Below are 19,152 nucleotides of genomic sequence, written 5' to 3'. Positions count from 1 at the left end.
GGCCCCTCGATGTCCACCCCTCGCCCACCCCGGCGGGCAGCTCGATGAGGTGTTCACACCCGCGCTACGCTGCGATGAGCGACGTGGGCGGTCCGGGCGAGCCGAACAGGTCAGAATGCCAGACTTTTCCGCAGGCAGCAAGTCCAACCGCACGAATCTGCCGGAGCGGCAGCGTCTTCCGCCGAGATTCGCCGACGTGAACGGCAGTTGTCGGTCCCCTGCGGTAGATATTTCGGCGAGGAGAGAACGGGGGAAGGCGATGACCGACCAACAGGCGCCGTGGACCGAGGACCAGGTCCGCGCACTCGCGCCGGACGCGAGCTCACTGGCTGCCGCGCGCAAGCTGGCCGGTCGCTGGCGCGCGACCGGCAGCGCGGGCAGTGCGGTGTGGGGTCTGTGCCAGGGCAGCGGGTCCAAGCCCTATCAGACGATCGTCGACCTGGCCGGGCCCGCGTACAAGTGCTCGTGCCCGAGCCGCAAGTTTCCGTGCAAGCACGCGCTGTCGCTGCTGCTGAGCTGGTCCGGCGGCGCGGTGCCGACGCAGGACGCGCCCGCGGAGTTCGCCGCCGAGTGGCTGGCGGGCCGGGCGGCCAAGGCGGCGGCACCGCCCAGGGCCAAGGCCGCCGCCACACCGTCGCCGGCGACCGTCGAGCAACGGCGGGCCAGGGTCTCGGCGGGCCTGACCGAGCTGGAGGTGTGGCTCACCGACCAGATCCGGACCGGGCTGGCCCAGACCGACCGCTCGTTCGCCGCGTACGAGGCGATCGCCGCCCGCATGGTCGATGCCCAGGCGCCCGGCGTCGCGGCGACGCTGCGCCGCCTGCCCGCCGCTGTGGTGACCACCGAGCACTGGCCCGAGCTGCTGCTGCGCGAGTACGCCCGGCTGCATCTGCTGGTGCTGGCCCACCGCACCATCGATGCCGTCCCGGAGTCGCTGCGGGCGGGCATCCGCACCCATGTCGGCTATCCGACCCAGGCCGAGACCGTGCTGGCCGAGCCCGCGGTGCGGGACCGCTGGCTGGTCCTCGGCATGCGGGTCAGCGAGGAGGAGCGCCTGCACACCCGGCGCACCTGGCTGCGCGGCCGCGGCAGCGGGCGCTGGGCGGTCCTGATCGAACATTCCTTCGGCACACCGAATTTCACCGGCGAGGTCCCCGCGCCCGGCCACGAGGTCGACGCCGATCTGCACTACTACCCCGGCGCCGCGCCGTTGCGCGTGCAGTGGGGCGCCCGGCACGGCGTCCCCGCGCCGTTCACCACCGTGCCCGCGATCGGCGGCGTCACCATCGGCGACGCGCTCGACGCCTACGCCGCGGCCCTGGGCGAGGACCCGTGGCTGCGGGCCTGGCCCGCCCTGCTGGCCGGCGTGGTGCCGGTGCTCGACGAGCACGGCTGGCACCTCGTCGACGCCGAGGGCGCCGCGTTGCCGCTGCCCGCCGGGGTGCGGCCGTGGCGATTGTTCGCGGTGGCGGGCGGTCATCCGGTGACGGTCACCGGCGAGTGGCGCGCCGACGGGTTCGATCCGGTCTCGGTGTTCAGCGCGGGCGAGGTCACCGATCTGGAGACCGAGTTCCCCACGCAGTCGGCGCCGACTCCCGAACTGGCCGAACTGGTTTCGGTCGCGCTGCTCGGCACGGCCCGACGCAGTGCCGACGGCGTCCAGCTGGCCGACGCCGTGACGGCGGTGGTGCCGCAGCGCTCCGGCGAACCGGCGGTTCGGCTGCTCGACGCGGCCGCCCTCCAGGACCTCTACCTGCGCGGCGGCCGGATGCCGGGCACCGCGCCGAAGCCGGATCCCGCGCCCGACGACGCGCGCCCGCTGCTGCCCCGGCAGGCCGCCGAGCGCCTCAGCCGCCTGCTCGCCGAGAAGTCCGCGTTCCTGCCCGAATGGTTCACCGCCGCGGCGCCGTTCGACTACCGGCTGCCGGATGTGCTGTGCGTGCAGGCGCTCACCGCGGCCGCCGATGTCCAGCTGCGCGGTCCGCTGCTGCGGCTGGCCGGTCGGCGTGGCCGATGGCTGGCGGCGCGGAACCCCGCGTGGTCGACGCTGCTCGACTCGTTCCCGGTGGATCGGGTCGAGCGGGCCGCGCCCGAGGAGGTCACCGGAACACCCGGGGCGCAGGATGTCTGGCTGTTCGGCGCGCCCGGCGAGCGCAAGGATTGGCTGGCGCGCCTGCGCCACACCGATCCCGCCGCCGCGCTCGAGGTGCTGCGTGCCGCGTGGGCCAAGGAATCGGGCCCGATCAAGGCCGAGTTGCTCGCGCTCCTCGTCGACGGGTCGAGTCTCGCCGACGAGCCGCTGCTCGAGCGCGCACTAGACGATCGCCGCGGCGACGTCCGGCGCACCGCGGCAGGCCTGCTGGCCCGGCTGCCCGGGTCGGCGCTCGGGCAGCGGATGGCGGCGCTGGTGTCGGCGTGGCTGCGCGTCGATGCCGACGGCACCGTCGAGGTCGCGGTGCCAGCGACGGTCGACGCGCAGGCCAGGCGCGACGGCATCACCGACGGCACCGACCAGGCCACCCTGCGCTGGGACACCCCGGACTCCACGCTGAAGACCCTGCACCAGGCGATCGCGGCGACCCCGCTGACCGCGTGGGAACCGCTCGTCGGCGCCACCGGAGCGGCCACCGCGACCGCCGCGCTGACCCTGACCCTGCCGCCGCGCTACGCCAAGGCGATCGTCGACGGCTGGGTCGACGCCGCCCTCGCCCAGCGCGACACCACCTGGGCCCGTGCGCTGTTCGCCAACGCCACCCCGACCGAACAGGCCGTGCTGCGCCGCCGCGAACTGTTCACCCTGCTCGACGCCACCGACCGGATCGAGCACGTCCTCGACCTCGACGCCCACCAGCTCACCGAACTGCACGCGATCCTGCCCGGCCTCGACCATCCCTGGCCGCGCCCGGTCGCCGACCACGTCGTGCGCCTGCTCGGCGAACGCGCCCGCACGACCTCCCGCCAGGCACACGCGAACGCCGGCGTCTACGCCGACCGGGCCCTGATCACCGCGGCGGGCGTGCACCTGCCCGTCGACCTGGCCGAGCGCGTCACCGCGCTCGCCGACAGCACCGACGACCCCGCCTGGCAACAGGCCTTCCACCGACTCGCCCACCACCTCACCGACCGCGCGACCATGCTCGAGGAGCTGCGATGACCACCACCGAACCGGCAACCACCCTGCTGCGTCCGCACGCCGAACAGGCCTTCGCCGACGAGTTGGCCGCGCTGGCGCGCGTCGACGATCGGCCACGGCCGCCGTCCTGGCGACTCTCGCCGTGGGCGGTCGTCACCTATGTCCTGGGTGGCACGCTCGACGACGGCACCGTCATCACGCCCAAGTACGTCGGGCCGCGACGGCTGATGGAGGTGGCCGTGGCGACCCTGGCCACCGATCGCGCCCTGCTGCTGCTCGGGGTGCCCGGTACCGCGAAAACCTGGGTGTCGGAACATCTCTCGGCCGCCATCAGCGGGGAGTCGACACTGTTGGTGCAGGGCACCTCGGGGACCGCGGAGGAGGCGATCCGGTACGGCTGGAACTACGCCAGGCTGCTGGCCGAGGGGCCCAGTGACGCCGCGCTGGTCGCCTCGCCGGTGATGACGGCCATGCGGACCGGGGCCATCGCCCGCATCGAAGAGCTGACCCGCATCCCGTCCGACGTGCAGGACGCGCTGATCACCATCCTGTCCGAGAAGACCCTGCCGGTGCCCGAGCTGGGCGCGGAAGTACAGGCGGCCAAGGGTTTCAACGTGATCGCCACGGCCAACGATCGCGACCGCGGCGTGAACGACCTGTCCTCGGCGCTGCGCCGCCGCTTCAACACCGTGGTGCTGCCGCTGCCCGCCGACGAGGATTCCGAGGTCGCCATCGTCAGCAGGCGGGTCGAACAGCTCGGCGCCGCACTGGAACTGCCGACCGTGCCCGCCGCGGCCGAGGAGGTCCGCCGGGTGGTGCGGGTATTCCGCGAACTGCGCTCCGGGATCACCGCCGACGGGCGCACCAAGCTCAAGTCGCCCTCGGGCACGCTGTCCACCGCCGAAGCCATCTCGGTGATCACCAACGGGCTCGCCCTGTCCGCGCACTTCGGTGACGGCGTGCTGCGGGCCTCCGATATCGCGGGTGCCGTCCTCGGTTCGGTGATCAAGGACCCGGTCGCCGACTCGGTGATCTGGACCGAATACCTCGAGGCCGTGGTGCGCGAACGCCCGGACTGGGCCGACTTCTACCGCGCCTGCCGCGAGATCTCGCACTGACGCCGGACCGACGGGGAGGACGGACCAGACCGCACACATGGGGTTTTCGATGAATCGACAGACCGACGACACGAGCGTCTCGGCCGACACGACGCCCGACCCGGACCCGGGCCGACGGCCACCCACCGGCGCGGAGGACGCCGCGGTGACGCGAGTCTTCGGCATCCGCCACCACGGGCCGGGTTCGGCCCGATCGCTGCGCCAGGCGCTCGAGGAATTCGGCCCCGACGCCATTCTCATCGAAGGCCCCGCCGACGCCGACCCCCTCGTCGGCTTCGTCGCCGCCGACACCATGCGTCCGCCGGTCGCCCTGCTGGCCTACGTCCCGGACTCCCCCGCCCGGGCGGCCTTCTGGCCGTTCGCGGTGTTCTCCCCGGAGTGGCAGGCCATGCGCTACGGCGCCGAACACGCCGTGCCCGTGCGCTTCTGCGATCTCCCGGCCGCGACTGTGCTGGCCGCCGACGACGACTCGCGCGGCGACCGCACCGACCCCCTGGCCGCCCTCGCGTCGGCGGCGGGCTACGACGACGCCGAACGCTGGTGGGACTCCGTCGTCGAATCCGTGCCGGACAGTGCGGCTTTCGACGCGATCACCGAAGCGATGTCCGCCCTGCGCGATGATTCGCCGCCGCCTGCCCCGGCCACAGCGGAATCACCGGACGTCCTTTCGCTCGGATCGGGCGCTCCCCTTCCCGCAGGTCCCGAGGACCCCGCGTTCGCACCGCTGGTCGTCGATCAGCACACCCTGCGGCGCGAGGCCTACATGCGGCAGGTGATGCGGCAGACGCTCAAGGACGGCGCGAAGCGGCTGGCCGTGGTGTGCGGCGCCTGGCACGCGCCCGCGCTGGACGGGGCGCTCGGACCGGCCGCACCGGACGCCCGGCTGCTCAAGGGCTTGCCGAAGATCAAGACCGCGCTGACCTGGGTGCCGTGGACGCATTCGCGGCTGGCGGCGGGTTCGGGGTACGGGGCCGGGGTCACCTCACCGGGCTGGTATCACCATCTGTTCACCGAGACCGAGCGACCGGTCGCGCGGTGGCTGACGAAGGTCGCCGGCGTGCTGCGGGCGCACGATCTGCCGGTGTCGAGCGCGCACATCATCGAGTCGGTGCGCCTGGCCGACACGCTGGCCGCGCTGCGCGGGCGCCCGCTGGCCGGATTGTCCGAGGTGACCGAGTCCGTGCGCTCGGTGATGTGCGGTGGCGACGAGACCATGCTGCGGCTGGTGATCGACGAACTCGTCGTCGGCGAGACCCTCGGCGGCGTCCCCGAGGACACCCCGACCGTGCCGCTGGCGGCGGATCTGCGGGCGCGGAGCAAGACCCTGCGGCTCAAGCAGGAAGCCCTCGCCCGCACGGTCGATCTGGACCTGCGCAAGGAGCGCGACGTCGAACGCTCGCACCTGCTGCACCGGCTGCGGCTGCTCGGCGTCGACTGGGGCACGCCGACCGTCGGCGAGGTCCGCAACACCGGCACCTTCCGGGAGACCTGGACCCTGCGCTGGGAACCGGAATTCGAGGTCCGCATCGTCGAGGCCGCGGTCTGGGGCACCACGCTGCGCACCGCCGCCGAGGCGAAGATCCTCGACACCGCGAGCCGCGACGGTGTCACCGTCGCCGAACTCGCCGACGCGCTGGAGACCGCGCTGCTGGCCGATCTGGGCGGCGCCACCGACGGCCTGATCACCCGGTTGGAAGCGGCCGCCGCCCTCGACCACGACGTCACCCATCTGCTGGGCGCGCTACCCGGCCTGACCAGGACCCTGCGCTACGGCGACGTCCGCGGCACCGACACCAAGGCGCTGGCCCATGTCGCCGACGGCCTGCTGGTGCGGATCTGCGCCGGGCTGCCCGGCGCGGTCACCGGCCTCGACACCGACGCGGCCGAGGCGCTGCGCGCCCAGATCGATGCCGCGCACACCGCGATCAGCACCCGCGACGACGACCACACCACCACCGAATGGCTGGCCACGCTCCATCGCATCGCCGACCGCGACGACGTGCACGGCGCGATCAGCGGCCGCGCGGTCCGCCTGCTGTGCGACGCCGAACGCATCGACGACGCCGACTCGGCCCGCCGCCTGGCCGCCGCCCTGTCCGTCGGCAACACCCCCGCCGCCAAGGCCGCCTGGATCGACGGCTTCCTCGGCGGGCGCGGCCTGCTCCTCGTCCATGATCGGGAGTTGTTGCGCCGCATCGACGAGTGGCTCCGCGAACTCACCGAGGACCAGTTCGTCGCCACCCTGCCGCTGCTGCGCCGCACCTTCGGTTCCTTCGAATCCGGGGAGCGCCGCGCCATCGGCCAGGCCCTGCGCGATACCGGTTCCGCACCGGCCGCGGCCACCGGCGCGACCCCCATCGACCCGGCCCGAGGGCAGGCGGCCCTGCGCGCCGCCGCCGCGATCCTGGGCGCCGCCGGATGACCGCGCCACCGGCCCACGGTGCGGTCCTCGCCGCCGCCCGCCGAATCCGGTGCAGCACACCGCCGGAGATCCGAGCTGCGGCCCGGGTATCACCGGCATCCCGACGAATTCCGCTCGAACACCTGGAGCTGCTGCCGTGACCGGTAACGACGAAACCCATTCGCGCCGTTGGCGACTCGTCCTCGGCCAGGCCGCGGAGGAACAGCTCGGCGGCTTGTCCTCGGGCCCCGACCAGGCCATGGACCAGGCCCTCGGCGCCCTCTACAACACCGGTGAGGCAGGCGGATCGACGAAGAGGTCCGGCGGACTCGGTGGTTCGGCACCGCGCGTGGCGCGCTGGCTCGGCGACATCCGCACCTACTTCCCCGCGACCGTGGTCGAGGTGATGCAGCGCGACGCCGTGCAGCGGCTGAACCTCACCCAGCTGCTACTCGAACCCGAACTGCTGGAATCGGTGGAGCCCGACGTACACCTGGTGGGCACGCTGATGGGGTTGAACCGGGTGATGCCGGAGACCACCAAGGCCACCGCCCGGATGGTGGTCGAGAAGGTGGTGCGCGAGATCGAGCAGCGCATCGCCGCCAAGACCGTCGCCGCGGTCACCGGCGCGATCAATCGCTCGGCCCGCACCCACCGCCCGAAACTGCGCGATATCGACTTCGACCGGACCATCCGCAAGAACCTCGCCAACTATCTGCCCGAGCACCGCACGGTGGTGCCGGAGCGGCTGGTCGGCTACGGGCGCAAGGCGCAGTCGATTCAGCGCGATGTGGTGCTGGCCATCGACCAATCCGGCTCGATGGCGGCCAGCGTCGTCTACGCCTCGGTGTTCGGGGCGGTGCTGGCCTCGATGCGCTCGCTGAAGACCTCGCTGGTGGTGTTCGACACCGAGGTCGTCGACCTCACCGACCAGCTCAGCGACCCGGTCGACGTCCTGTTCGGCACCCAGCTCGGCGGCGGCACCGACATCAACCGCGCCATCGCCTACGCGCAGACGCTGATCACCCGGCCCACCGACAGCCTGTTCGTGCTCATCTCCGATCTGTACGAGGGCGGCGTGCGCGAGGAGATGCTGCGCCGGTGCAACGCGATGAAGGAGGCCGGCGTCCAGGTGGTGGTCCTGCTGGCACTGTCGGACGAGGGCGCGCCCGCCTACGACCACGACAACGCCGCCGCGTTGGCCGCGCTCGGCATCCCCGCCTTCGCCTGCACGCCGGACAAATTCCCCGATCTGCTGGCGGTCGCCCTGGACCGCGGCGACCTCACGCACTGGGCCGACACCAACACTCCCGCCGTGTAGCACCGCGAGTTTCGCTAGGCTGCGAAGCGATCGGGTTCGGTGAACGGGGTGAGGCGATGTTGCGGCGCGGGGAGGTGTTCGCGGGGTTCGTCATCGAGCGGGAGCTGGGGCGCGGGGGGATGGGCGCGGTGTACGCGGCCCGCGACCGGCGGCTGCCCCGGCTGACCGCGCTCAAGCTCATGCACCGTGACCTGTTCACCGACTTCGAGATCCGGACCAGGTTCGAGCGCGAAGCGGACCTGGTCGCGCAGCTGGACCATCCGAACATCATCACCGTCTACGACCGCGGCGTGGACGAGGACCGGCTGTGGATCGCCATGCAGTTCGTCGACGGCGTCGACGCGGCGGCGGTTCCGGTGCCGCAGTTCGGGAGCGAGCGGATCGCCCAGGTCGTCACCCAGACCGCGAGCGCACTGGACTACGCGCACCGCCAGGGCGTGCTGCACCGGGACGTGAAACCGGCCAACATCCTGCTCTCCCGCACCGCCGGCGTCGGCGCGGGCTTCGACGAACGCGTCCTGCTCACCGATTTCGGCATCGCGAAGCTCCTCGACGACACCGGCGGCCTCACCCGCACCGGCCAGTTCACCGCCACCATCGCCTACGCCTCGCCCGAGCAGCTCAGCAGCGCGCCCCTGGACGGCCGCGGCGACCAGTACTCCCTGGCGTGCACCGTCTTCCGGCTGCTCACCGGCAGCGGCCCCTACGACGCCCCCAACCCGGCGACCGTCATGCTCGGCCATCTCAATGCCGTGCCCCCGCGGGCCAGCACCCGGCGGTCCACCTTGTCACCCGCGGTCGACGCGGTCCTGGCCAAGGCGATGGCCAAGGACCCGGCGCGGCGCTTCCCCACCTGCGCCGATTTCGCGGCCGCCCTCACCGAATCCCTCACGCGCCGAGGGACTGCCGCGCCGGGCGGGTCCTCGGCCACGCCCCGGACCGCCCTGTCCACCGGTCACGCGCCGGACCACCGATCCGGCACCGACTTCCGTGGCCGTGGCGCCGGACCGGTGGCCCACACCGATGCGCCGCAGTCCCGGCGGAACGCCGCAGCGGAGGCCGCCCGCCGGTCCGAGCCGACCGCACGCGGCGCGACCTCCGCGGACGGCAGGCCGCGGATCGACATCCGGCACCCGGCGCGACACCCCGGCGCCACCTCGCGCACACCGGTTCCCGGTCGGCACGACCCCGAACAGCAGGCGCCCCGACGCGAACACACGCACCGCAGCAGCGACGCCGTGGCGAGCGCCGGTTCGGTCTGGCTGAACGCGGTGCACGGTTGCCTGATCGGCGGTGCGGTCGGTGACGCGCTCGGGGCCCCGATCGAGACCAGAACCCTGCGCCAGATCCGGGACCAGTACGGTCCGGACGGCCTCACCGACGCCGATCCACTGCGGATCTCCGAGGAGACGCAGCTGACCGCGTTCACCGTGGAGGCGTTGATCCGCGGCTCGGTGCGGGCCAGGGCCAAAGGCATCGGCGGGGCCACCATGGGCCTGCTCCAGCAGGGCATGCTCGTCTGGCTGCGCGGCCAGGTGGTCGACCTGCCCGACCAGCCGTTCGCGCTGCACAGTTCACTCAGCGGCCATCCCGAACTGATCGAGCAACGGGGCGTGGCGAATTCGGTGTACACGGCATTGCGGCAGGCCGCGGCGCGACGCGCGCCGACCGCACCGCTGGGCACCCGCAGGCAGCCGATCAACCAGTCCAAGGGCAGCGGTGCGGTGATGCGCGCGGCACCGTGTGGATTCGGGTACGCCGCAGATCGCTCCGGCGCGGCCACCGGGGCGATCTTCGAATTGGGTTGCGACGCGGCCGCACTGACACACGGCCATCCCAGCGGCTGGCTGCCGGCGGGCACCCTGTCGGCGCTGGTCTATCAGCTCGCCCGGGGAAACGACACCACGACGGCGCTCGCCCGCGCCCGGGCCGAACTGGCGACCTATCCCGAGCACGAGGAAACCTCGGCCGCCCTGGACGCGGCGGTCGCGCTGGCCGAGGCGACCGCGCGCACCGGCCGCGGACCGACCCCCGAGGAGGTCGAATCCCTCGGCCAGGGCTGGGTCGGCCCCGAGGCACTGGCCATCGCCGTATTCGCCGTGCTCGCCGCGGAATTCCGGGGCGGCGCCGCGCATGACATCGTCCGCGCCGGACTCCTGCTGTCGGTCAACCACTCCGGCGACAGCGACGCCACCGGCTCGATCGCGGGCAGCCTCCTCGGCGCCCGCTACGGCCGAACCGCCCTCCCCCACCGCTGGTCCGACACCGTCGACGCCCGCGCCGCCCTGGACCGCCTCGCCACCGACTACTGCACCGAATTCGGCCTCACCCCACCGCAGGACGACCACGGCCAGCCCACCCCGGACTGGTTCGACCGCTACCCGGCCTAGCCGAGTCACATCGCCCGTTGGCTACGGCGGGTGCCTCGGGCTACAGTGGGCCACCTGCGGCCGGAACGCCGCGTCCAAGGGTGGGGACAGATGACGAATTACGACGGTTTCACAGCGGATCTAGCTGGGATTCAAGCACTTTCCCGATTTCTCTACGATCGCGCCGCCGATCTTCGCGTGATCGGCAAGGGAATCCAGACGCTGCCGTGCGCCAGCGAAGATGCGCTCGGCTCGGCCGATACCCTCACCGCCTACACCGCCTTCCACAGTGCGTGGACCAAGGAACTCGGCATCCACGCGGGTGCCCTCGACGAAGTCGGGGCGAAGTTCGATACGGCCGCCTCGACCTACTCACAGAAGGACGTGACCTGGTCGAGCGACTTCACGTCCTTCATGCACGGCACGGCGCTCGACAGCTAGGCGGAGCGAGGCAACGATGTCCGATCTCGAAACAATCGGCAAAGCGATGGCCCAGTTGCAGATCGGGTCGTCGATGACGGTGGCGGCCGCGGTCGCGAGTCTGGCCGGTGTCCCGGCGCCGAAAGGCAACACCGAGACCATCGACCAGCTCTCGGATGGCTACGGGAAAGCGGCCGGGCCGACCGATCTGGCCGCTCTCGACGTCGCCAACGCCTCGGCGCGGGAGCTGCCCGAGGTATGGGTCGGTCGCACCGCCAATGTCGCGGGTGACGTGGTGGTCGCCGTGGCGGAAGACGTGGAACTGGCCGCTGCGGTATTCGGCCGGGCGCGCACGATTCTGGCCACGCTCGCCGAGGGGATCACCACCGCGAAACAATCACACACCGACGCGCAGGATCCGCTGCGTCGCGCGATCGAAGCCTGCGACGACAGCGACTGGATGACGGCGAAAAGTTACGGAACGAGCGCCGCCGAGCTACTACTGTCCGCGATCACCAAGGCCGAGACCGCGGGCACCGATGCCGCGCGGGACCTGCGGGCGCTCACCGCGCAAGCCAGGGCCGCGGTGATGGACTCGGGCAATCTGTCCGATTCGGACCGGATGGTCCTGGCCGAGACGTCGACCGGCGACGGCGCGCAGGGCAAGAACATCATTCTCACCACCGATGCCGCCGACCGGGCGGCGGCTCGACTGGACCAGATGAGCGACACCGACCGGCAGAAGGTCACCGAGCTGCTGGCGAACGCCAAATCGCCACAGGAACGCGCGTACCTGATGAAGACGCTGGCTGCCGGCCACAGCGCCGACGAACTCACTCAGTTCGCGAATACGATCCACCCCTACGGCGACGATACGACCTGGCTACGTGAGCATCTGACCCCGTTCACCAATTCCGACAGCACCATTTTCGGCCAGCTACCAGGATGGCAGCTGGACCCAGGGCGGATATCCCACCTGTGTCGCCTCGTCGACGGTGATGGCTCGGGCAATGATCGATCCCTCGTACACCCTGATGCTGACCACCGGAACAATCCGAGCGACCCCGCCTCCACCAGTAAGGACGCCTTCCTCTCCCGGCTCCGCGACGAACAAGCCACCCTCTACGACCACGGCCGCGACGAAGGCAGCATCATCGGCGATATCGGCCAGTTCTTCGGCAAGGAGGGCATGCAGACCGACGAGGGCGAGTTCATCGCCGACGAGCAGATCGGCGCGTACACCGGCAAGGACTACCAGCACGTGGAGCTCGATGACACGCAATCCCGGCGCGACATCCTCGACGACATCTACAGCGCGGTGGACAACGGATCACCGGTCCCGTTCCAGGCGCGCGACAGCGACGGCGGCCACCAGATGATGGTGATCGGCCACGATGGTGACCGAATTCAGGTGTACAACCCGTGGGGCGTGGTCAGCTGGATCAGCGCCGACGACTTCGTCAACGGGAAAATCGACAACCTGCCCACCGACGGCAAGGGCAAGGTGCCCAATCAGCTCGAAGGCGTGACCCTCCCCCGATGAACACCCAGTACACCGACGTCGAGGCCACCGCGACCGACATCAGCCGGCTCTTGATCGACGGACTGACCACACCGGATGCCCGCCACCCCGAACTGTTCGGAATCGGTGCGGTGGGCGCGGCGGTGCGGCTGGACCGTCTGCTCACCCCTCCTCGCGCGGTGGCCTACCTGGCCCGCGTCGTCGCGGCGGGCGGCACGGCATCGGCCGCCGCGCTGTCCGATCCGCTCCCGGATCCGCGGCAGAGCGCGGTGCTGCGCCCCTGGCTCGACGCCGCGGCGACGGTTCCGGCGGCCATTGCCGTCGACGATCTGTTCGCCCGCTGGCTCGACGCCGTCGCGGCTGTCCTCGCGCTGCGCACCGTCGATCGGCGGCGAACCGGACTGTCGCTGTGACGGCGTCGACGGGCCGGCGCCGAGTGATCGCCGGGCTCGTGGTCGTTGCGGTCGCGGTACCCGCGCTGGCGTGGGGTGTGGTGACGTATCGCAGCGGGCAGGCCCCCAAGGGCACCCCGGCATCCGGGCAGACCCCGCCTGCGGTGTGTGAGCTACCCGAATCCGTTCTGGCGCAGACTCGTACGCACAATTTCCGGGATTTCGAGCTGTTCGACGCCTCGCCGGATCGCAACGCACCCGATCTCGACTTCTCCTGTGACTGGGACCAGCTGGCGGGGGCCGACGGCATCGACAGCAGAGCGATCGGCTGGCGTGCCTACCGATTCGACAGCGCCGACCGAGCTCTGCGGTACTTCGAGATGCATCGCGAAATGCCGAGTGTTCTGCCGCCTTTCGAGATTCGCTCCGTCGACGGCTTCCCCGGGCCCGCGTCCTGCCAGCGGACCGTCGACAAGTCGGGCACCACCGAGGTGGCGCTGACCGTGCTCGACCGGAATCGGATCGTCGTCGTCCGGATCGACGCCGAGGACCAGCACTTCCTCTGGACCCGGCCGACCCCGTTCACCACCGCGGAAGCTCTCACCGCGCTGGTCGCGCGGGAAGTTCTGCAACGCACGTGGTAGTCGGACCGGTCCCGCACGGGGCCCGGTCCGACCACGACTCCTACAGGTCCGCGATGGCAGCCAGTGGGGGTGTGCGGGCGGCGCGGACGCCGGGCCAGACGGCGGCAAGGACGCCGACGACGCCGGAGGCGATCAGGACGGTGACCAGTTGCGACCACGGGATGGTGATCTGGTCGATGCCCAGGTCGCGCAGGGTGCGCAGGAAGCCGACGCCGAGGGCGATGCCGAGGATCAGGCCGACGATGGCGCCGAAGATGGCGATCAGCATGGATTCCAGGTAGATCGTGCGACGGACCTGGGAACGCTGGGTGCCGACGGCGCGCAGCATGCCGATCTCGCGACGGCGTTCGACCACCGACAGGGCCAGCGTGTTGATGATGCCGAGCACCGCGATCACCACGGCCAGGGCGAGCAGGCCGTAGAGGATGGCGAGCAGGGTGTTGATCTGCTGGCCCTGGGCGCCCTTGAACTGCTCGGCGTCCTGCACCTGCACGACGACGAACGGTTCGGTGGCCTTCTCCAGATTCGCCCGCATGGCGGTGAGATCGGTGCCGGGCGCCGCCTTCACCAGCACGTAGATGTTGGTGCGCAGGCTCTGCGGCATCAGCTGTTCGTAGACACCGGGGTCGACGACCATCGGGCCGAGCAGCGGCGAGTTGGCGAAGATGCCGCCGACGGTCAGCTCGAGCTGCTTGTTGTCCAGGCTGGTGATGCCGACCTTGTCGCCGACCTTCCAGCCCCGATCGGTGGCTTCCTTCTCATCGACGAGCAGCCCGTTCGGGGCGATGGTGGTGGAGCCGCTGAGCAGGTCGATGTTCATCACCGGGTCGATCGGGCCGTCCGGGGAGGTGGCGCCGATCTGTTCCTTGCCGACCTTGAAGGCGACCACCCGGATGCCGGTGACATCACTGACACTGGGCACCTCGGTGCGCACGGCGTCGACCGCGCCGATCGGCACACCGATCATCTGCGGACCGGCGAGCACGTATTCGGCCTCGACGCCCTTGTCGATCAGCACGCTGACGCTGGTCTTCGCGGAGGCGCCGAGGATGCCGATCGCCGAGACCAGCATCAGGCCCAGCGTCAGCGCGAACGCGGTGGCGGCGGTGCGGCGCGGGTTGCGCACGGCGTTGTTGCGGGCCATCTGGCCGATCGCGCCGAACGGGCGGGTGAGCACGCCGAGCACGAGCACCATCGGCCGCGACAGCGCGGGCGCGGCGAGCAGGACGGCCAGGATCAGGCCGAGCGCGCCGATGCCGACGGTCACCGCCGCGCTCTTGCCGGTGCCCTGGGCGCCGAGGTACACGAGCACGCCACCGGCGACGGCCATGACCGCGCCGATCACCGTGCGAATGCGCAGCGAGTCACCGGCGCTGGCGAATTCGGACCGCATCGCCTCCACCGGCGGCACCTTCGCGGCCCGCCGGGCGGGCGCGTAGGCACTGGCGACGGTGACGATGAGGCCCACCAGCAGCGCCACGATCGCGGTGCGCGGCAGCACCGTCAGCGATCCGGTGGGCAGGCCCAGGTCGAAGGCGTTGAGCAGGGCGGACAGACCGAACGCGAGCCCGATGCCCGCGATCAGGCCGAGCACGCTGCCGATCACACCGATCACCACGGCCTCGACGACCACCGAGCGGCCCACCTGCTGACGGCTCGCGCCGATCGCCCGCAGCAGCGCCAGCTCACGCAGGCGCTGGGCGACGATCATCGAGAAGGTGTTGTAGATGATGAACGTGCCGACGATCAGCGCGATCGCGCCGAAGGCGAGCAGGAAGTAGTTGATGAAGGTGAGTGCCTCGGAGACCTGCTTCTTCATGTCCTCGCGGACCTCGTCGGCGTTCTGCACCTTGTAGTTGGGCAGGCCGGCGGCGAGCTTGTCGCGCAGGTCGTCGGCCGAGACACCCGGCGACGCCGCGATATCGGCGTAGGCGACGTGCGAGCCGTCGGTGAACAGCTTGCGGCCCTGCGGCTCGGTGAACATCACCGCGACCACCCCGCCGCCCTCGGTGCCTGGCATCTCGTAGATGCCGGTCAGCGTCACCTCGAACGGGTCGCCCTTGGACGGGACGAGCACCTTGGTCTTGTCGCCGACCTTCAGCCCGGCCTTCTCGGCACCGCTGGTGTTGAGCGCGATCTCGCCCGACTGGGTGGGCGGCCCACCGGCGACGAAGGTGTTGGGTTCCTCGACCGACTGCTCCGGCGGCAGGTAGGACAGGCCGAAACTCGGCGCGCCACCGGTCTGCACGGCCTTCTTGCCGTCGGGTTCGAGCAGCACCACCGGGCCGTTGACGGCCGGGGCGACCCGGTCGACACCCTCGGTCTTGGCCAGCGCGTCGACGATATTGGTCGGCAGGCCCAGCGACTGCTGGTCCTTGGGGCCGACGCGCACGTCGACGCCCTGGGCCTGGCCCTCGAAGATGCCGTCGAAGGTGCGCTGCAGGGTGTCGGTGAAGACGAACGACCCGGAGATGAAGGCGGTGCCGAGCACCACCGACAGCAGGGTCAGGGCCAGGCGCACCTTGTGCGCGGCGAGATTGCGCAAGGCGACCTTGCGCATCGGGTTCGTGCTCACTTGGTCTCCAGCGCCTTCATCCGGTCGAGGATGGAATCCTGGGTCGGATCGCGCAGTTCGTCGACGATCCGGCCGTCGGCGAGGAACACGACGCGATCGGCGTAGGCGGCCGCGCGCGGATCGTGGGTGACGATCACGACGGTCTGGCCGAACTCGTCGACCGAGGCGCGCAGGATCGAGAGCACCTCACCGGAGGAGTGCGAGTCCAGGTTGCCGGTCGGCTCGTCGCCGAAGATGATCTCCGGCTTGCCGACCAGGGCGCGCGCGCACGCGACGCGCTGCTGCTGACCGCCCGACAGCTCCGAGGGCCGGTGGTCGAGCCGGTCGCCGAGGCCCAGGCGCTTGACGACGGTGTCGAGCCACTCCTGGTCGGCCTTGCGGCCCGCGATGTCGAGCGGCAGCGTGATGTTCTCCAGCGCCGTCAGCGTGGGCACCAGGTTGAACGCCTGGAACACGAAACCGATGCGGTCGCGGCGCAGCGCGGTCATCTGCTTGTCCGACAGCCCGGTCAACGCGGTGTCACCGATGCGGACCTGGCCCGCGCTGGCGCTGTCGAGCCCGGCCAGGCAGTGCATGAGCGTGGACTTGCCCGAACCGGAGGGCCCCATGATCGCGGTGAACTCACCCTTGGCGAAGTTCGCCGACACTCCATCCAGGGCTGTGACCTGGGTGTCTCCCGATCCGTACAGCTTGACCAGGTCTTGTGCGGCGGCCGCGATCTCGGTGTCGGCCGCCGCGTCGACGGCCTCGGTGCCCATGGCGTGCGAAGTCATGGTGTCCAGTCTGTCTGTCCGCCGGAAACCGCGCCATCCGGGATCCCCCCGATACCTACCGGATGACCCACTCGAACGCCGCCGCCTCCGACCGCGCGCCCTCGGCGGCGCGGGAGCGATTCGGTTCGCCGAGGTCGGCGAGCAGCTCCTCGGTGAGGCCGACCAGGCTCGCCAGCGACGCCGGGGTGAACCAGTCCGGCCTGGTGGCGAACAGGATGTCCTCGGAGGCGGTGTTGCCGCTCGCGCCGGGCGCGAACGGGCAGCCGCCGAGACCACCGAGCGCGCCGTCGACCATGGTGGCGCCCGCCGCGACGGCGGCGAGGGTGTTGGCCACGCCCATACCCCAGGTGTCGTGGCCGTGGAAGACGATGCGGCGCGCCGGGGTGGTGTCGCGGACGGCCGTCACCAGCGCGCTCACCTGGCCGGGGTGCGCCTGGCCGAGGGTGTCGGCCAGGACGATGTCGGCGGCGCCCTCGGTGCGGGGGTCGCGGGCGATGCCGAGCACCCGTTCGGGATCGACGGGACCGTCGAACGGGCAGGTGAAGCTGGTGGCCAGGCACAGCTGGATCTCGCCGCCCGCCTCGCGCGTCAGCCGGATCGCGTCGGGCATCGCGGCCACCGACGCCTCGGTGTCGCGGCCGATATTGGCCCTGTTGTGCGCGTCCGACGCCGAGAAGCAGTACTGGAAATTGCGGGCGCCCGCCGCGGCCGCCTTCTCGATGTGCCGCGGCGTGGCCACCCAGACCCAGCATTTCGCCAGCTCGTCGGGGGTGAGCGCGGCGATCAGCTCGAGCGAGTTGGCCATCGGCGGCACCAGATCCGGCCGGGCCATCGAGCCGATCTCCAGCGCGGGCACGCCCGCGGCCAGCAGCCGCCGGACGACGTCGATCTTCTGCTCGGTCGGCAGCACCTTGCCGGTCAGCTGCAATCCGTCGCGCAGGGTGACATCACGCAGCAGCGGCGCGGTCATCGCCGCTGGTCCGGTTCCTGGGCGGGCACGCACATGACCCCGCCGCACGGTTTGTCACCGACGCTGGCCGGCGTCGGATGCACGGTCGGGCGAACGTGACCGGGGCCACGCTGTTCCCACTTGCTGCGCACCGGTGGGCGGCGTCTGCCGTGTACTCGCCTGCTCACGATGCCTCCAGCGCGTCGATCTCGTCTTGCGTCATCCCGAGCAGCTCGCCGAGCACCTGGGCGGTGTGTTCGCCGAGGTCGGGGCCGACATTGCGAATCGGCAGCGACTGTCCCCCGATCACCGGGACGATGCCGGGGAACCCCACCTGCTTGGGTTCGGGCTCGCCCACGTCGACGGGGAACGACTGGATCATATTGCGTGCGCGGTACTGCTCGTCGGCCACGATGTCGGCGGCGGTGTAGATCGGGCCGCACGGGATGGCCGCCTCGTCGAGGATCTTCAGCGCCTCGTCGCGGGTGTGCTCGACCGTCCACTCCGCGATCGAGGCGTCGAGGCGTTCCCGATTGCGCCAGCGACCCGCGTTGTCGGCCAGCTCGGGATCGGCCGCCAGGTCCGGACGCCCGATCACCTGCATGTAGCGCTGGAAGATGGCATCGCCGTTGCCGCCGATGATGATGCTGTAGCCGTCGCTGGTCGGGTAGGCGTTGCTGGGCGCGATGCCCTCCATCCGGCCGCCGACCCGCTCCCGGTTGATGCCGTAGGCGAGGTGGTCGGGGACCAGCGATTCCATCACCGACAGGATCGACTCGTTGAGCGCGACGTCGATGATCCGCTCGGGCTGCGGCACCGGGCCGCTGACCCGCTCACGCTGGAACAGCGCCATCACGGTGCCGAAGGCGGCGTAGATGCCCGCGATCGAGTCGCCGATCGACACCCCCACCCGCACCGGCGGGCGGTCGGGATCGCCGACGAGTTCGCGCAGGCCGCCCACGGCCTCGGCGACGGCGGCGAACCCGGGACGCGCGGCCATCGGGCCGGTCTGGCCGTAGGCGGAGATCCGGGTGATGACCAGCTTCGGGTTCACCTCCTCGAGCACCTCGGGCCCCAGGCCCCATTTCTCCAGCATGCCGGGCCGGAAGTTCTCCAGCAGCACGTCGCAGTGCCGCAGCAGGTCGAGCACGATCGCCCGGCCCGCCTCGGTGCGCAGGTCGAGCACGATCGACTTCTTGTTGCGGTTGACCGTGCGATACAGCATGGAGGTGTCGCCGCCGTAGAGCCGCCAGTTGCGTAACTCGTCGCCCGTTCCCGGGCGCTCCACCTTGATCACCTCGGCGCCGAAGTCGCCCAGAATGCGACCGGCGGTGGGAGCGGCGACATAGTTGCCGAGTTCCAGGACGCGCACTCCGTCCAACGGCCGAATATTCTGTTCCGCCACCCCGCGACCTTAGCGTGTCGTCCGGGAGCTCGGCAGTTGGTGGTCGGGCTCGCGTCGTGTGCGCCACGGCGGGGAGGTGGTCGGGGGAGTTACCCATGTCCTCGCGGGATCACCCGGTCACCTCCCTGCC

The 19,152-nt window shown here is 71.2% G+C and carries 13 protein-coding genes; 9 read left to right on the top strand and 4 right to left on the bottom strand.

Annotated features, from left to right (window positions below):
* The first annotated feature begins 259 nt into the window (after nt 1–259).
* The 9 genes from ACFYWJ_RS11610 to ACFYWJ_RS11570 all read left to right on the top strand — a co-directional run bounded on the left by ACFYWJ_RS11610 (nt 260) and on the right by ACFYWJ_RS11570 (nt 13,320).
* Entirely contained in the window at nt 260–3,154 is a 2,895-nt protein-coding gene (locus tag ACFYWJ_RS11610; protein ID WP_355276213.1) for an SWIM zinc finger family protein, read from the top strand.
* Nucleotides 3,151–4,251, top strand: a complete 1,101-nt coding sequence (locus tag ACFYWJ_RS11605; RefSeq protein WP_355276214.1) for an AAA family ATPase — start codon at nt 3,151–3,153, stop codon at nt 4,249–4,251. The genes ACFYWJ_RS11610 and ACFYWJ_RS11605 overlap by 4 nt, the downstream gene beginning before the upstream one ends.
* A gap of 49 nt (nt 4,252–4,300) precedes the next feature.
* Nucleotides 4,301–6,673, top strand: a complete 2,373-nt coding sequence (locus ACFYWJ_RS11600; protein WP_355276216.1) for a DUF5682 family protein — start codon at nt 4,301–4,303, stop codon at nt 6,671–6,673.
* A gap of 136 nt (nt 6,674–6,809) precedes the next feature.
* Nucleotides 6,810–7,973, top strand: a complete 1,164-nt coding sequence (locus tag ACFYWJ_RS11595; RefSeq protein ID WP_355276218.1) for a VWA domain-containing protein — start codon at nt 6,810–6,812, stop codon at nt 7,971–7,973.
* A gap of 56 nt (nt 7,974–8,029) precedes the next feature.
* Complete coding sequence (locus tag ACFYWJ_RS11590) at nt 8,030–10,363, top strand: ADP-ribosylglycohydrolase family protein (RefSeq protein ID WP_355276220.1); 2,334 nt, start codon at nt 8,030–8,032, stop codon at nt 10,361–10,363.
* 90 nt (nt 10,364–10,453) lie between these two features.
* Nucleotides 10,454–10,783 carry a hypothetical protein gene (locus ACFYWJ_RS11585; protein ID WP_355276221.1) on the top strand — a complete coding sequence of 110 codons (330 nt, stop codon included), beginning with the start codon at nt 10,454–10,456 and terminating at the stop codon, nt 10,781–10,783.
* Between the two features lie 16 nt (nt 10,784–10,799).
* Nucleotides 10,800–12,305: a hypothetical protein gene (locus tag ACFYWJ_RS11580; protein WP_355276222.1), complete on the top strand. Its 1,506-nt coding sequence runs from the start codon at nt 10,800–10,802 to the stop codon at nt 12,303–12,305.
* Nucleotides 12,302–12,697, top strand: coding sequence for a hypothetical protein (locus tag ACFYWJ_RS11575; RefSeq protein ID WP_355276224.1), 396 nt, complete (start codon nt 12,302–12,304; stop codon nt 12,695–12,697). The genes ACFYWJ_RS11580 and ACFYWJ_RS11575 overlap by 4 nt, the downstream gene beginning before the upstream one ends.
* On the top strand, nt 12,694–13,320 hold the full coding sequence (locus tag ACFYWJ_RS11570; RefSeq protein ID WP_355276226.1) for a hypothetical protein: 627 nt from the start codon (nt 12,694–12,696) through the stop codon (nt 13,318–13,320). Before ACFYWJ_RS11575 ends, ACFYWJ_RS11570 begins: the two co-directional genes overlap by 4 nt.
* Before the next feature lie 40 nt (nt 13,321–13,360).
* Here the strand turns inward: ACFYWJ_RS11570 and ACFYWJ_RS11565 are convergent, their stop codons facing one another.
* From ACFYWJ_RS11565 to ACFYWJ_RS11550, 4 genes are all read right to left on the bottom strand, one after another.
* Nucleotides 13,361–15,880 carry an FtsX-like permease family protein gene (locus tag ACFYWJ_RS11565; RefSeq protein WP_355276553.1) on the bottom strand — a complete coding sequence of 840 codons (2,520 nt, stop codon included), beginning with the start codon at nt 15,878–15,880 and terminating at the stop codon, nt 13,361–13,363.
* 11 nt (nt 15,881–15,891) lie between these two features.
* Complete coding sequence (locus ACFYWJ_RS11560) at nt 15,892–16,668, bottom strand: ABC transporter ATP-binding protein (protein ID WP_355276227.1); 777 nt, start codon at nt 16,666–16,668, stop codon at nt 15,892–15,894.
* A gap of 55 nt (nt 16,669–16,723) precedes the next feature.
* Nucleotides 16,724–17,638 (bottom strand): hydroxymethylglutaryl-CoA lyase, encoded by a 915-nt coding sequence (locus ACFYWJ_RS11555; RefSeq protein ID WP_355276228.1) that lies wholly within the window; start codon nt 17,636–17,638, stop codon nt 16,724–16,726.
* A 163-nt stretch (nt 17,639–17,801) separates the two neighbouring features.
* Entirely contained in the window at nt 17,802–19,007 is a 1,206-nt protein-coding gene (locus ACFYWJ_RS11550; protein ID WP_355276555.1) for a CaiB/BaiF CoA-transferase family protein, read from the bottom strand.
* Nucleotides 19,008–19,152 lie beyond the last annotated feature (145 nt).

The organism is Nocardia sp. NPDC003269 (assembly GCF_042888005.1).
GTDB lineage: Bacteria > Actinomycetota > Actinomycetes > Mycobacteriales > Mycobacteriaceae > Nocardia.
This window is presented reverse-complemented; position numbering and strand designations above follow the sequence as displayed.